The sequence below is a fragment of the Paraburkholderia azotifigens genome, from assembly GCF_007995085.1.
Lineage (GTDB): Bacteria > Pseudomonadota > Gammaproteobacteria > Burkholderiales > Burkholderiaceae > Paraburkholderia > Paraburkholderia azotifigens.
The window spans coordinates 3,140,466-3,155,374 of record NZ_VOQS01000001.1 but is presented as its reverse complement, the minus strand read 5'-3'; the positions used below and the strand labels follow the sequence as shown (position 1 = coordinate 3,155,374).

The following is a 14,909-nucleotide window of genomic DNA, read 5'->3' as shown; positions in this document are numbered from 1 at the left end:
TGCGATTACACCGAGAACGACGAACCGCAACCACAGGTGGTCGTGGCGTTCGGGTTCTTGATCACGAACTGAGCGCCGTTGATGTCGTCCTTGTAGTCGATCTCAGCGCCCACCAGATACTGGTAGCTCATCGAGTCGATCAGCAACTGGACGCCGCTCTTGTTCATCACGGTGTCGTCTTCGTTGATGGCTTCGTCGAAGGTGAAACCATATTGAAAGCCCGAGCAGCCGCCACCCTGCACGAAAACGCGCAGCTTCAGCTCCGGGTTGCCTTCTTCTTCGATCAGTTCCTTGACCTTGTCAGCCGCTGCGTCGGTAAAGACGAACGGTGCCGGCATCTCGGTCACGGGGGTGTCGGTCACTGCGTCCATGCGAACTCTCCAAAATAGCTTCTAGCCGCTATTGTATTGCTCTTCCCAATATCGTGCCGATGCCCATGAAATCAATAGGTTCTTATGCAGAACCGGTAAATCGGCCGTGGTCAGCAAATTCATCACCCACGTCCCCGCACACTGGCGGGCAAACCCGGAGGGCGCAGGAAATAAAAAAGCCGCCTTCGCGTCTGCGTTGGCGGCTTTCTGCAGCAGACCCTGTATGGAACAGAGCCAGCACGAAGCGATTAACGCTTCGAGAACTGCTTGCGGCGACGTGCCTTGTGGAAACCGACCTTCTTACGCTCGACTTCACGTGCGTCACGCGTCACGAAGCCTGCGTTCGACAGTGCCGACTTCAGCGTTGCGTCGTAGTCCATCAGCGCGCGGGTGATGCCGTGGCGAACTGCACCAGCTTGACCCGTTTCACCGCCGCCCGACACGTTGACCTTGATGTCGAACGTCGTGCCGTGGTTCGTGAGTTCCAGCGGCTGGCGCACGATCATCAGCGACGTTTCGCGCGAGAAGTAGTCGGCGATGGGCTTGCCATTGACGACGATATCGCCCTTGCCTGCCTTGATGAAGACACGAGCAACTGCGCTCTTGCGGCGGCCCGTACCGTAATTCCAGTTACCGATCATGTGGGCTCCCCTTAGATCTCGAGCGCCTTCGGCTGTTGTGCCGAGTGCGGATGCGTTGCGTCTGCGTAGACCTTCAGCTTTTTGATCATCGCGTAGCCGAGCGGGCCCTTCGGCAGCATGCCCTTGACCGCTTTCTCGAGCGCGCGGCCCGGGAAGCGTTCCTGCATCTTGCCGAACGTCGTCTCATAGATACCGCCCGGGTAGCCCGAGTGGCGATAGTACTTCTTGTCCGTGGTCTTGTTGCCCGTGACCTTCAGCTTGCCGGCGTTGATAACGATGATGAAATCACCGGTGTCGACGTGCGGAGTGAACTCAGGCTTGTGCTTGCCGCGAAGACGGTGTGCCACTTCGCTGGCGACACGGCCGAGAACCTTATCCGTCGCGTCAATCACAAACCATTCACGCGTCACCTCATGGGCTTTTGCGGAAAACGTCTTCATGATCGATCCAAAAAATTAGTGCTGCGCCCAGTTTTTTTCCTGCTTGTAAGTGCGCATCGAGGCGCGTGCAGGCTCTCCCTGTTCTTCCTCCGCGGGCACGATTGCGGAAAAGCTGATGATTATAAAGGATTTTGCTTCGAAGAGTCAAAACATGCGAAGCAACCGCGGAGTATGGACGAAAAAAAGCCCGAACTAGCGGTTCGGGCTTAATCCACCTTAGGAGGAGGGTGGAGGAGACATGCGGAGATTGTCGAACTGCGACAACCAATGAACAGATTATATGGGCGCGGCTTGTGCAACGCAAGAACATTTGCAATGCGAAATTGAATTTCATAATTTGAAATTTCCGAATCAGCCGTTCGATGCTCGTCATCTCGTTTCAAAACAAGGCTTTGCTTGATTTTCGTCGATCCCGTACCCAAGTTGACACCGAGCAACACGACCAAAACGTTCCGTGCTATCCCTGATGCGCGGAGCATGCGGCGGCGCAACATACAACCCCGAACCGGCATAACCTGCCGCCGATGTCGCTCCGGGCGAGCCATCATCCGCCGGGCTACAATGCGCTTCTCGAATTCAAGCTTGCCAGACGGAGTACACGCATGGAATGCAAAGTCAGCTGGATGGGTCAGGACGGCATGGCGTTCGCCGCCGAAACGGGCAGCGGCCACCTGGTCGCGATGGACGGCGCGCCGGAAGGCGGCGGCCGCAATCTGGCGCCGCGTCCGATGGAAATGGTGCTGCTCGGCACGGGCGGCTGCACCGCGTACGACGTCGTGATGATCCTGAAAAAGAGCCGCCAGGAAATCACCGGCTGCTCGGTGACGCTGAAGGCCGAGCGCGCAAGCGAAGACCCGAAGGTGTTCACCAAGGTCCACTTTCACTTCACCGTGACGGGCAAGAACCTGAATCCGTCGACGGTGGAGCGCGCCATCAATCTGTCGCACGACAAATACTGCTCGGCGTCGATCATGATCGCGAAGACGGCCGAACTCACGCATTCGTTCGATATCGTCGCCGCCTGAGCGGCGCCGCGACACGAGCGCAGTTGAAAAAGAAAATGCCGGCGTCCCAACGGACGCCGGCATTTGTCGTTTGAGCGGCAAAGCAGGCCGATAAGCCGGATTCTGTGCGCGCGACGCGCCCGAAAGCGCGCCACGCGTGGCAGCCATTCCTCTAGGCGCGCCATTGCTGACGCGCTCAAGCTTCCTACCCGCAGACGAGACGGGGGCCCCGTCCTGCATCGCGAAGATGCGCGCCTGCCTACTTGGAATTGCTCCGGGTGGAGGTTACCGTGCCGGTCTGCGTCGCCGCAGCCGCGGTGCGCTCTTACCGCACCGTTTCACCCTTACCTGATCCCGTCTTGCGACGGGCCATCGGCGGTTTGCTTTCTGTTGCCCTGTTCCGCGTGTCGCCACGGATGGCCGTTAGCCATCACCCTGCCCTGTGGAGTCCGGACTTTCCTCGCCCTCGCCGGCCGAAACCGCCGAGGCCGCGACTGCCTGGCCTGCTTTGCTGGCGGCGATTTTACCATCCGCAACGGAGCGGGACCGTCGGCCGCTGCGAAACACGGACGCGTCGTCGTAGAACGATGGTGTCTCGTTGTCCGCCCACCAGCCGGGAATGCCCAGTACGGGCAGCGGCGCGAACATCCGGCTGCTGAACCCGGCGCCTTCCCTCAGCGCGCGGGCGACGGCGTCATCCAGAAAGGCATCGCGTGAAGCGCGTGACCATGTGAAAAACGCCGGCGGCACCTCGACGATCCACGCATGTCCCGTGCACGCCTTGTAAGGCATGACGAGCTTTTCCAGCAACGCGTGCCCGAAACAGCGCACTTCACAGCGTTCGTCCCACGCCGCGCGTTCGTCGATAAAAAGCGTCTTCCAGTCGAACGAGCGCAACGCCGCGCTCAACGCGGGATCCGACGATGCAAACAGCACGGCATTTTCATCGAATACCGTGAGCGCGTCGCGTATGCCGCCACGCGTCGCGCCGATACCCAGCGCGTCGATGGCAGCCGACCCGCGCGCGCTCAGCGCCGCCTTGATGCGCGGGAACTGAAACCACGTCAGCGCGTTGAAGAAATCGTGCAGATTGTGGCGCGTCGGCACGCAGCCCGTTGCCGAGATATGCGCCTCGTATGCCGTGCCGGACGGCAACGCATTCTGCGGAATGAACGCGAGCCGCTGTCCGCGTCCCGTCGTGATGACGGCAGAGGCCGCGTCCGCGTTCATCTCGCGCAGCTGATCCGATGCGCCGCACAGCGCTGCCTGCTGCCAGCGGACGCCGAGCGCGGCCACCTGCGCAAACCATGGCCGCGACCAGTCGATATCCGCAAAGCCCGGCGCGGCGCGCTTCGACGCACCCTCCGGCGAAACTGCACCGCGCGACATGGCGTCAGCCGACCCTCAAACGAGCTTCCAGCCGATCGCTTCGCCGCCGCGCAGCGGCACCACGGGCGTATCGCCTGCCGCGACTTCCGCGGGCAGCGTCCACTGTTCGCGGCGCAGCGTCACCTTTTCTTCACTACGCGGCAGACGGTAGAAGTCCGCGCCATGGAAGCTCGCGAAATCTTCGAGCTTGTCGAGCGCACCCGCCGTATCGAATGCTTCCGCGTACAGTTCGAGCGCATGCAGCGCCGTGTAGCAGCCCGCGCAGCCGCATGCATGCTCTTTCAGACCCTTCGGATGCGGCGCGCTGTCGGTGCCGAGGAAAAAGCGCGGATTGCCCGACGTTGCCGCTTCGACGAGCGCCACACGATGCGTTTCGCGCTTCAGCACAGGCAGGCAGTAGTAATGCGGACGAATGCCGCCCTGGAAAATCGCGTTGCGGTTATACAGCAGGTGATGCGCGGTAATCGTCGCGCCGAGCAGTTCGGGCGGCGCGCCCGCGTCGCGGACATAGTCGGCGGCATCCTTGGTCGTGATGTGCTCGAACACCACCTTCAGCGCCGGGAAATCGCGGCGCAGCGGCGTCATCACGCGGTCAATGAACACTTTCTCGCGGTCGAACAGATCGATCGACGAATCCGTCACTTCGCCGTGCACCAGCAGCGGCATCCCCACTTCCTGCATGATTTCCAGCGTCTTCGCGCACTTGCGGATGTCGGTGACGCCCGCGTCCGAGTTCGTCGTCGCGCCCGCCGGATACAGCTTCACGCCATGCACGAAGCCGCTTGCGCGCGCGCGGCGGATTTCGTCGGGCGGCGTGTTGTCGGTGAGATACAGCGTCATCAGCGGCTCGAACTTCACGCCGGCAGGGATCGCCGCGACGATCCGCTCGCGATATGCGCGCGCCATCTCCGTCGTCGTAACAGGCGGCTTCAGGTTCGGCATGATGATCGCGCGGCCGAACTGGCGCGCGGTGTGCGGCAGGACGGCGGCAAGCATCGCGCCGTCGCGGACGTGGAGGTGCCAGTCATCGGGACGGGCGAGCGTGAGGGTATCGACGGAAGCAGCGGTAGAGGCGGTCATGGCGGAGACTCACGAACGGCGCAGACACGGCAAATCGCACGACTGACGGCATAACTGACGAGGTCTTTCCACAAATGCAGCCAAAACACCCGTCAATTTTGCTTTTTGCCGTTTCTGGCTCGGTGATATGCTTGGAAAATCATCATTGTAACGGGTCAGCCCCGGCGTGCTTATGCTCCGGCTCATACCCCGTTCGAAAGGCTTGTCTTCCGCATCATGTGCCAACTACTCGGAATGAATTGCGCCGCGCCGACGGACGTCACGTTCTCGTTCACCGGCTTCGCGGCGCGCGGCGGCGTCACCGACCACCACTCCGACGGCTGGGGCATCGCCTTCTTCGAAGACAAGGCCTGCCGTTTGTTCATCGACCATCAGTCGTCGGCGACCTCGCCGATCGCGGACATGGTCAAGCGCTACCCGATCAAGTCGAAAAACACCATCGCGCATATCCGCAAGGCGACGCAAGGGCACATCGTGCTCGAGAACTGTCATCCGTTCATGCGCGAACTGTGGGGAAGGCACTGGATCTTCGCGCACAACGGCGATCTGCAGAACTACGGCCCGGTGCTGTCGGGCGTGTATCAGCCCGTCGGCAGCACGGATAGCGAACTGGCGTTCTGCGCGTTGCTGCAAGGACTGCGCAAGGCGTTTCCGGGCTCGCAGCCGCCGCTCGACGAACTGTTCGCCGCGCTCGAAACGCTGACGAAGGAAATCACGCAGTTCGGCGTATTCAACTTTCTGATGTCGAACGGCCAGGCGCTGTTCGCGCATTGCTCGACGCATCTGCATTACCTCGTGCGCAGCTGGCCGTTTTCGACGGCGCATCTGGTCGACGCGGACGTGTCGATCGACTTCGCCAAGTACACGACGCCCGAAGACCGCGTCGCCGTCATCGCCACACAGCCGTTGACGGACAACGAAGTCTGGACGGCCTTCGAACCCGGCGACCTGCTGATGTTCCAGCATGGCGAAGTGATCGCGCGCGCCAACGTGCCTGTGCCGCTGGCCGTGCTGGAAAAAGCGCGCAACCCGGCTTGCGATCCCAGCGCTTCGGCAAGCATGCTGCCCACGGCTTCCGTAGTCGACCTCGAATCGGACGACGCAGCGGCGTACGAATCCTGATCGCCTTGTTGGCACGCGAGGCGTCGTTGTCACCCTGCCGAGCCAGGCGCTCCGCATAGAAGCCGCTGCAACACGGGATCACAACGCCAACCCGCTTCGTCCGCTCTCTTCGCTTCACGCTGTTCAGCGCGCTGAGAACAGACATGGCACAACGTCGAGCGGCAGGTTTCCAGACTCGCCGCCAGAATTCTCGCGCTCAACGGATCTGCGTAATCGACGGCATGAATGTCGAGCAACAGACGGCCTGGCTGCGATTCCTGCCTCCCGGCTCGAACATCCTGCATCAAACACTCTGCGATCCGAATCGCTTCGACCCGAAGCATTGCCAGAGACTTTTTGGATAACTGACCTTCAGGCGCATGGCGCGAAATCCACAATTGCGCCGACTCCTAAAATTGCCCGGAAGTCAGCCACTTCCCGTCCAGCTGCATTGATACCAGCTCGTGAGCGACGAGGTCGCTCAACAAAAACACTTTCATCACACTCTCTCGTCGATCGAGACGGACGACGGCAACGCAATCCGCCCGCATTCACCCTATTTCGGCGGCAAGCTTATGTTCACGCAAACACGGATCACATGAGACGAATCTGATTAGTTCACAAATTAATAGATAACACTCCTAACGTTCAATCACAACTCTGCGACAAACAAAAAAGCCGCTTCCGAAGAAGCGGCTTTGTCTGCGATCGGAGCGCGATCTCAGTGCAGGATTTTCGCGAGAAAGTCTTTGGCGCGATCCGACTTCGGATTCGCAAAGAAGTCTTCCTTGCGGTCGTCCTCGACAATCAAGCCCTTGTCCATGAAGATCACGCGATGCGCAACCTTCTTCGCGAAGCCCATTTCGTGCGTCACGCACATCATGGTCATGCCTTCCTGCGCGAGTTCGACCATCACGTCGAGCACTTCGTTGATCATCTCGGGGTCGAGCGCCGAAGTCGGCTCGTCGAACAGCATCGCGACGGGATCCATCGACAGCGCGCGTGCAATCGCCACGCGCTGCTGCTGACCGCCCGACAACTGGCCCGGATACTTGTCGGCATGCGCGCGCAGGCCGACGCGATCGAGCAGCTTCAGGCCCTTCGCGGTCGCTTCGTCCTTCGAGCGGCCGAGCACCTTGATCTGCGCGAGCGTCAGGTTTTCGGTGATCGACAGATGCGGGAACAGTTCGAAGTGCTGGAACACCATGCCGACCTTCGAACGCAGCTTCGACAGGTTCGTCTTCTTGTCGGTGAGCGACTGGCCGTTGATCACGATGTCGCCCTTCTGGAACGGTTCGAGGCCGTTCACGGTCTTGATGAGCGTCGACTTGCCCGAACCCGACGGGCCGCACACGACGACCACTTCGCCCTTTTTGATTTCCGTCGTGCAGTCGGTCAGCACCTGGAACTGGCCGTACCACTTCGACACATTCTTGATAGAGATCATCTTGCGACCTTTTTCTGAAGACTTTTGACGAGGCTCGACGCGACCACGCAGATCACGAAGTAACACGCACCCGCGAACAGTACCATTTCGACGTTCGTACCGTCACGGTCGCCAATATTCGTGGCCGTGCGGAAGAAGTCGGCGAGACTGATCACGTAGACGAGCGACGTATCCTGAAACAGCACGATGGCCTGCGTGAGCAGCAGCGGCACCATCGCGCGGAACGCCTGCGGCAGAACCACGAGGCGCATCGCCTGCGGATAGTTCATGCCGAGCGCGAACGACGCGTTGACCTGTCCGCGCGGCACAGCCTGGATACCTGCGCGGATGATTTCCGAGTAGTACGCGGCTTCGAACAGCGAGAACGCGACCATCGCCGAAGCAAGCCGGATGTCGATGTCGGCGGAAAGGCCCAGCACGTTCTGCAGCACCTGCGGCACGATCAGGAAGAACCACAGCAGAACCATCACGAGCGGGATCGAGCGGAAGAGCGTCACGTACAGCTTCGCGAACCACTCCAGCGGCTTGACGCCCGACAGACGCAAGAGCGCGAGCACGGTGCCCCACACGATGCCGATCACGATCGCGAGAATCGTGATCTTGAACGTGACGATGGCGCCCGTCCACAGCGTTGGCAGTGCGCCCGGAATACCGCTCCAGTCGAAATGATGCATCACTTGCCTCCGATATAGCCAGGCAGCCGGCTCTTGGCTTCGACGATGCGCATCAGCGTCATCACGATCAGGTTGATGAGCAGATATGCGACCGTGACGGCGATGAACGATTCATACGTCTGCGCCGTGTAATCGACGAGCTGGCGCGCCTGCGCGGACAGATCGAGCAGACCGATGGTCGACGCGACGGCAGAGTTCTTGAAGATGTTCAGGAACTCGGACGTGAGCGGCGGCACGATGATCCGGTACGCAACGGGCAGCAGCACGTAGCGGTACGTCTGCCATTGCGTCAAGCCGAGCGCGAGACCCGCGCCGCGCTGGCCGCGCGGCAGCGCGTTGATGCCCGAGCGCACCTGCTCGCACACGCGAGCGGCCGTGAACAGCCCGAGACAGATGATCGACGACGAGAAGAACTGCGCGCCGGGCGGCAGTTGCTTGAACCATGTACCGATCGAAACGGGCAGCAGTTCCGGTATCACCAGATACCAGACGAAGAACTGAACGATCAGCGGAATGTTACGGAAGATGGCGACGTAGAGCGTGCCGATCGCCGCGAGCTTCGGGTTCGGCACCGTGCGCAGCACGCCGAACAGCGAACCGACGATCAGCGCGATCACCCACGCTGCAAGCGAAACGGTGACCGTCACCCAGAGGCCGGACAAAAGCCAGCCGAGATAGGTGGTCGGCTCGCCCGTGGAAACCGGACTCAGCAGAATGCCCCAGTTCCAGTGGTATGACATGACGAAGACTCCAACAAAAAGAAACGGAAGAAGCGCCTGCCCCTTCCGTTCCGTTCAACACGTTGACTGACTAACGGGTTGCTCGAGGTTTAGTCGATTGCCTTGTCGTTCGGTGCCTTGTACAGCGCCTTCATGTCGTCGCTTTCCGGGAAGGCCAGGTTCAGGCCCTTCGGCGGAATCGGCGATTCGAACCACTTCTTGTAGATCGTCGCTGCTTCGCCCGACGTTTCGACCTTCGCGATCGCGTCGTCGACGACCTTCTTGAACTCCGGATCGTTCTTGCGCAGCATGCAGCCATACGCTTCATGCGATTGCGGCGCGCCGACGATCACGAAATCGCCCGGATTGTTCGATTTCGCGCGCTCGCCTGCGAGCAGTGCGTCGTCCATCATGAACGCGGCGGCACGACCCGTCGACAGCGTCAGGAACGATTCCCCGTGATCCTTCGCGCTGATGATGTTCATGCCCATGTTCTTGTCCTGGTTCATCTTGCGAAGCAGGCGCTCGGACGTCGTGCCCGCCGTCGTGACGACCGTCTTGCCCTTCAGGTCAGCCCAGTCCTTGACACCCGAATCCTTCTTCGTCATCAGACGCGTGCCGATCACGAAGATCGTGTTCGAGAACGCGACCTGCTGCTGACGTTCGGCGTTGTTGGTGGTCGAGCCGCATTCGAGGTCGACGGTGCCGTTCTGCACCAGCGGAATACGGTTTTGCGACGTGACAGGCGTCAGCTTGACCTTCAGGTTCGGCATGTTCAGCTTCTGCTTGACGGCATCCACGACCTTCAGCGCAAATTCCTGCGAGTAGCCGATGACGTTCTGCTTGTCGTCGTAGTACGAGAAGGGAATCGACGATTCGCGGTGGCCCAGCGAAATAACACCCGTATCCTTGATCTTCTTGAGCGTGCCGGCGTCCTGCGCTTGCGCGCCTACGGTGAACAAACCCAGAGTCGCGAGAAGCAGCGCAGCTTTTTTAACCTTCATTTGTGATCTCCTTGGCAAGAACCGGCGCCAGTGTATCTCAGTAATTATTCTGAAAGTATGGTTGTTAACCATGTTCCGCGCGCAGTGTTGCATAAAGCCACCAATTTGCGCGGCGGCGGCGCCGGTATTGGCTTACAGCGCCTTTACCGGTCGATGCAAACGTCATCGTTTGCGTCGTTTTTGCCGGTTTCGGCAATCGGTCCGGGCGACTTCAACTACACAAAAACGGACGGCACCCGAAAGTGCCGTCCGCCCGATATTCTGCGCGACTTCGTCAAATCGCGCTGGAAAAGCAGTATTGCGCGGCGCCGCGTCGATGACGGGCGCCATGCCGGCCGTGTACCTCTGTGTACACGGCGTCCCTGGATCAGGGATACAGGCCACGCAGTTCGCGCGCTTGAAGGATGCGTTTGCAAGCGACGATGAACGCCGCCGTACGCACCGACACCTTCTGCTCGCTCGCCACTTGCCACACGGCTGCGAACGCTTCGCGCATCACGCGTTCGAGGCGCTCGTTGATCTCCTCTTCCGTCCAGAAGAAGCTTGAAAAGTCCTGCACCCATTCGAAGTACGACACCGTCACGCCACCCGCATTCGCGACGACGTCGGGGATCACGAGGATGCCCTTGTCGTGCAGGATGTCGTCGGCTGCCGTCGTGGTCGGGCCGTTTGCGCCTTCCACGATGATCTTCGTGCGGATCTTGCCCGCGTTCTTTTCGGTGATCTGGTTTTCGAGCGCGGCGGGAATCAGGATGTCCGATTCGACCGTCCAGAAGTCTTCGTTCGCGATCGTGTCGGCTTCCGCGTAGCCGCCGACGCCGCCATGCCTGGCGACGTGTTCAAGCAGCGCCACAGCGTCGATGCCCGATTCCTTGTACAGCGTGCCCGTGTGATCCTGCACGGCGACGACCTTCGCGCCCGCTTCCTGATACAGGCGCGCCGCGATGCCGCCGACGTTGCCGAAGCCCTGCACTGCGATACGTGCGCCTTCGATGTCCATGCCGATGCGGCGTGCCGCTTCGCAACCGACCACGAACACGCCGCGGCCCGTTGCTTCACGACGGCCGAGCGAGCCGCCGAGCGTGATCGGCTTGCCCGTCACGACGCCCGTTGCCGTTTGGCCCTGGTTCATCGAGTACGTGTCCATCATCCACGCCATGATCTGCTCGTTCGTGTTCACGTCCGGCGCGGGGATGTCGGTGTTCGGTCCGATGATGATGCCGATTTCGCTCGTGTAGCGGCGCGTCACGCGCTCGAGTTCGCCGCGCGACAGCGTGCGCGGATCGACGCGGATACCGCCCTTCGCACCGCCGTACGGCACGTTCACGGCTGCGTTCTTCACCGACATCCACGCGGACAGCGCCATCACTTCCGACAGCGTCACGTCCTGGTGATAACGCACGCCGCCCTTGCCCGGTCCGCGCGACACGTTGTGCTGCACGCGATAGCCTTCGAAGTGAGCCACCGTGCCGTTATCGAGTTCGATGGGCACGTCGACGATGAGAATGCGCTTCGGGCGCTTCAGCGTTTCGAGCCAGCGCGACAGCGAGCCGAGATACGGCGCGACGCGATCGACCTGACGGAGATAGTTGCCCCAGGGACCGAGATCGTCGGCGTGAAGGTAGGACGGGATGGACTGCAGATTTGCCGCGGTAGACATGAACGCTCCAGCGTTTTATCGGGTGACGCCATTGTCGAAAGAAAGCGCTGAAAGGGTCCAATGCCGTTTGGTCATCCGATTATGTTTTTCTTGCATAACGCTGCGGAAACCGCAAATGGCTGTCGCCTGCCCGTTCTTGACGGGCGCGGCAATGCAGTGTTGCCTACTTCGACGTCTGCGCGAGCTCTGCGCTCACGACATCCCACAGCGCGCGCACGAGTTGCTGGCGCGCGTCGTCGCCTTGCACGGCGAGCTTGTCGCGATAGAGACGGATCTCCATGGTCAGCGTGAGCTGGCCTTGCGCGACGCCGCGCGTCGCGCGGTCGAGGCGAATCAGCTTGCCCTCGGCGACGGCGTCTTCGACGGCGCTGTGCGGCAGAAATGCGACGCCATGTCCGGCGAGCGCCATCGCCTTCAGCCCTTCGGCCATGTCCGTTTCGTACACGCGATCGAGATACAGACGCCCCGGCGCCGTCGCGAAGATCACCTCCGTCATGCGGCCCAGATAGGCGTTCGGCGTGTAGGACAGATACGGCGTCGGCGCATCCGGCGTGCCGGGCAGCGTGTAGCGCGCGCGTCCGCCCTTGCCCGGAGCGGAAAACGGGCTGATCGTTTCGATGCCGAGTGTCAGCATGTCGTAGCGCGCGGGATCGAGCGCGACGGGATGGCTCGGATGGTGATAGCCCATCACCAGATCGCAGCCGCCTTCGACCAGCGACAGCACGGCGTCGTGCACGTTCAGCGCGCGCAGCCGCGTGTGGATCGAGCCGAGTTGCGCCTCGATGCGCTGCAGCCAGCGCGGGAAATAGGTGAGCGACAGCGTATGCGGCACGGCGAATTCAATCGTCGCGGCGGGTGTTGCCGTATGGCCGCGCAGCAGCGTGCGCGCTTCGTGGAACTGCGAGAGCATCGCGAGCGCCTGCTCGTAGAAGACCTGGCCCGCCGCCGTGAGCCGCGTCGGGTAAACCGAACGGTCGATCAGTTCCGTGCCGAGCCACGCTTCGAGCGCCTGGATGCGTCGCGAGAAAGCGGGCTGCGTCACGTGCCGCAATTCCGCCGAGCGGCTGAAACTGCGCGTTTCCGCCAGCGACACGAAATCTTCGAGCCATTTCAGTTCCATACGAACCTAGCGCTCCACCAGTAACGGAAAGCCTGCATTCTAGCGGCGCCGCGGATGCGCGAGCGCATCGACGCCGGAGCCCGCGCCGGGGCCTGGCTCCTGAAGTGGTAAAATTCGCGGTTCTCCCCGCTGCTATCTGGCAACCGTTTTTTCACCGTTCCTGCCCGCGTCCCATCATGTCCGACACCCGCCCCGACACCCTCTTCGCGCTGACCGCCCTCTCCCCGCTCGACGGCCGTTACGCATCGAAAACCGAAGCCCTGCGCGACTGGCTCTCGGAAGCCGCGTTCATGCGCCATCGCGTGACGGTCGAAATCCACTGGCTGATTGCGTTGTCGCACGCCGGTTTCGCCGAAGTGCCGCGCTTCTCGGAGGCCTCGGAGCAATTCCTGCTGCAGCTCGCCGAGCGCTTCACCGCGCATGACGCCGCGCGCATCAAGGACATCGAGCGCGTGACGAATCACGACGTGAAGGCTGTCGAATACTGGCTGAAGGAATCGGTGAAGGGCCAGCCGGAACTGGAACGTGCGAGCGAGTTCATTCACTTCGCGTGCACGTCGGAAGACATCAACAACACGTCGCACGGTCTGATGCTTGCGGGCGCACGCGAACACGTGATCCTGCCCGCGCTGCGCGCGGTGCATCAGCGCCTCGTCGCGATTGCACATGCACAGGCCGATCAGCCGATGCTGTCGCGCACGCACGGCCAGCCCGCCAGCCCGACGACGCTTGGCAAGGAAATCGCGAATGTCGCGGCGCGTCTGTCGCGCGCGATCGACCGGATTGCGAAGGTCGAGCTGCTCGGCAAGATGAACGGCGCCGTCGGCAACTTCAACGCGCATCTGTCGGCGTATCCCGAGTTCGACTGGGAAGCGTTTTCGAAGGAAGTGGTCGAGCAGCGTTTGAAGCTCACATTCAACCCGTACACGATCCAGATCGAGCCGCACGACTACATGGCCGAGCTGTTCGATGCGATCTCGCGCGCGAACACGATCCTGCTCGACCTCGATCGTGACGTGTGGGGTTATATCTCGCTGGGGTACTTCAAGCAGAGGACGAAGGCGGGCGAAATCGGTTCGTCGACGATGCCGCACAAGGTCAATCCGATCGACTTCGAAAACTCGGAAGGCAATCTGGGTCTCGCCAATGCGACGCTGCGGCATCTGGCAGACAAGCTGCCCGTTTCGCGCTGGCAGCGTGATCTCACCGATTCGACTGTGTTGCGGAATATTGGTGTTGCGTTTGGGTATTCGTTGCTCGCGTATGACGCGTTGAATCGCGGGCTCGATAAGCTTGAAGTCAACCCCCAGCGGTTGAATGATGATCTCGATGCGACGTGGGAAGTGCTGGCAGAGCCTGTGCAGACCGTCATGCGTCGGTACGGGATCGAGAATCCTTATGAGCAACTCAAGGAATTGACGCGTGGCAAGGGCATCACGCGGGAGGCTCTGCAGACTTTTGTCAACGGGCTTGCTATTCCTGCTGACGCCAAGGCGCGTCTTCTGGCGATGACGCCAGGGTCTTATGTCGGCATGGCTGCCGAGCTGGCTAAGCGGATTAAATGATTCTTTTGTCTGCGACGGGTTTTTTGTCGCTGGCGTCCGCGTTTTTTTCATCTGTGCTTCACGCGTTGCCCCTGTGCGGGGCAACGCCTGAAGCACGGATACGAATTCGCGGATGCCAGCGAAAGCCAAACCGCGGATGCCAGCGCAGCAAAAAAAAGCAAAGAATGGCGACTAGCGTCGCAGACAAAAAAAGCAACCTCTACCGCACTTCAATCTTGGCAAGCGCCTCGTCTACGATTTGCTCGGGCGTCAGCTCGATACTCACGGTGATAGCCTCATCCTCACCAGGCTCCTCCAAAGTATCAAGCTGACTCTGCAACAAAGACGGATCGAAGAAGTGCCCGGTCCGCGTCTGCAGCCGCTGCTGCAAAACCTCTCGCGTGCCCTTCAGATAAACAAAGCACACATCGCGATCCCCATCGCGCAACACATCGCGATAAGAACGCTTCAACGACGAGCAAGTGAACACGGCCGTCTCGCCCGCACGCTGCTTTTCCTCGATCGCCGCACGGATCGCTCTGAGCCACGGCCAACGGTCGTCGTCCGTCAACGGAATGCCGTTGTGCATCTTCTCCTTGTTGGCGGCGCTGTGAAATGCGTCGCCGTCGGTGAAGGTGCACTTGAGCCGCTCCGCCAGCAATTCGCCAATGCGGGTTTTGCCGGCGCCCGACACGCCCATCGCGATCAAAATCAT

Annotated in this window: 14 protein-coding genes, 1 other RNA gene and 1 pseudogene; 3 read left to right on the top strand and 13 right to left on the bottom strand. The window is 61.0% G+C overall.

What is annotated here, in order from left to right:
- Positions 1–5 precede the first annotated feature (5 nt).
- The 3 genes from erpA to rplM all read right to left on the bottom strand — a co-directional run bounded on the left by erpA (position 6) and on the right by rplM (position 1,452).
- The gene (gene erpA / locus FRZ40_RS14175; protein ID WP_007587442.1) at positions 6–371 is read right to left on the bottom strand and encodes an iron-sulfur cluster insertion protein ErpA; all 366 of its coding nucleotides are present in this window, start codon (positions 369–371) and stop codon (positions 6–8) included.
- 248 nt (positions 372–619) lie between these two features.
- Positions 620–1,012: a 30S ribosomal protein S9 gene (gene rpsI / locus FRZ40_RS14170; RefSeq protein WP_147234433.1), complete on the bottom strand. Its 393-nt coding sequence runs from the start codon at positions 1,010–1,012 to the stop codon at positions 620–622.
- Positions 1,013–1,023: 11 nt separating this feature from the next.
- Positions 1,024–1,452, bottom strand: coding sequence for a 50S ribosomal protein L13 (rplM, locus tag FRZ40_RS14165; RefSeq protein ID WP_028371847.1), 429 nt, complete (start codon positions 1,450–1,452; stop codon positions 1,024–1,026).
- Between the two features lie 602 nt (positions 1,453–2,054).
- Between rplM and FRZ40_RS14160 the strand changes: the two genes are divergently transcribed.
- A complete protein-coding gene (locus FRZ40_RS14160; protein WP_028371846.1) occupies positions 2,055–2,477 on the top strand; it encodes an OsmC family protein in 423 nt (140 codons plus the stop codon).
- A gap of 75 nt (positions 2,478–2,552) precedes the next feature.
- Here FRZ40_RS14160 and rnpB read toward each other — a convergent pair.
- The 3 genes and pseudogenes from rnpB to pyrC form a co-directional block, all read right to left on the bottom strand.
- Positions 2,553–2,966, bottom strand: an RNA gene (rnpB, locus tag FRZ40_RS14155) — RNase P RNA component class A.
- 51 nt (positions 2,967–3,017) lie between these two features.
- Positions 3,018–3,686: pseudogene (locus FRZ40_RS14150) on the bottom strand (DUF3025 domain-containing protein); the annotation flags it as partial.
- 174 nt (positions 3,687–3,860) lie between these two features.
- Entirely contained in the window at positions 3,861–4,925 is a 1,065-nt protein-coding gene (gene pyrC / locus FRZ40_RS14145; RefSeq protein ID WP_147234432.1) for a dihydroorotase, read from the bottom strand.
- A 216-nt stretch (positions 4,926–5,141) separates the two neighbouring features.
- On the opposite strand from pyrC, the gene FRZ40_RS14140 reads away from it, so the two are divergent.
- Complete coding sequence (locus FRZ40_RS14140) at positions 5,142–6,047, top strand: class II glutamine amidotransferase (RefSeq protein WP_081767828.1); 906 nt, start codon at positions 5,142–5,144, stop codon at positions 6,045–6,047.
- Between the two features lie 700 nt (positions 6,048–6,747).
- On the opposite strand, the gene FRZ40_RS14135 is transcribed toward FRZ40_RS14140, so the two are convergent.
- From FRZ40_RS14135 to FRZ40_RS14110, 6 genes are all read right to left on the bottom strand, one after another.
- A complete protein-coding gene (locus FRZ40_RS14135) occupies positions 6,748–7,473 on the bottom strand; it encodes an amino acid ABC transporter ATP-binding protein (protein ID WP_028371841.1) in 726 nt (241 codons plus the stop codon).
- A complete protein-coding gene (gltK, locus tag FRZ40_RS14130; RefSeq protein ID WP_028371840.1) occupies positions 7,470–8,147 on the bottom strand; it encodes a glutamate/aspartate ABC transporter permease GltK in 678 nt (225 codons plus the stop codon). The genes FRZ40_RS14135 and gltK overlap by 4 nt, the downstream gene beginning before the upstream one ends.
- On the bottom strand, positions 8,147–8,887 hold the full coding sequence (locus tag FRZ40_RS14125) for an amino acid ABC transporter permease (protein ID WP_028371839.1): 741 nt from the start codon (positions 8,885–8,887) through the stop codon (positions 8,147–8,149). Before FRZ40_RS14125 ends, gltK begins: the two co-directional genes overlap by 1 nt.
- Before the next feature lie 89 nt (positions 8,888–8,976).
- The gene (locus tag FRZ40_RS14120; protein ID WP_028371838.1) at positions 8,977–9,870 is read right to left on the bottom strand and encodes a glutamate/aspartate ABC transporter substrate-binding protein; all 894 of its coding nucleotides are present in this window, start codon (positions 9,868–9,870) and stop codon (positions 8,977–8,979) included.
- 367 nt (positions 9,871–10,237) lie between these two features.
- The gene (locus FRZ40_RS14115) at positions 10,238–11,530 is read right to left on the bottom strand and encodes a Glu/Leu/Phe/Val family dehydrogenase (RefSeq protein WP_028371836.1); all 1,293 of its coding nucleotides are present in this window, start codon (positions 11,528–11,530) and stop codon (positions 10,238–10,240) included.
- A 163-nt stretch (positions 11,531–11,693) separates the two neighbouring features.
- Positions 11,694–12,650: a LysR family transcriptional regulator gene (locus tag FRZ40_RS14110; protein WP_147234431.1), complete on the bottom strand. Its 957-nt coding sequence runs from the start codon at positions 12,648–12,650 to the stop codon at positions 11,694–11,696.
- Between the two features lie 176 nt (positions 12,651–12,826).
- Here FRZ40_RS14110 and purB point away from each other — a divergent pair, with 176 nt between their 5' ends.
- The gene (purB, locus tag FRZ40_RS14105; protein ID WP_028371834.1) at positions 12,827–14,215 is read left to right on the top strand and encodes an adenylosuccinate lyase; all 1,389 of its coding nucleotides are present in this window, start codon (positions 12,827–12,829) and stop codon (positions 14,213–14,215) included.
- Between the two features lie 199 nt (positions 14,216–14,414).
- Here the strand turns inward: purB and FRZ40_RS14100 are convergent, their stop codons facing one another.
- On the bottom strand, positions 14,415–14,909 hold the full coding sequence (locus FRZ40_RS14100; protein WP_147234430.1) for a gluconokinase: 495 nt from the start codon (positions 14,907–14,909) through the stop codon (positions 14,415–14,417).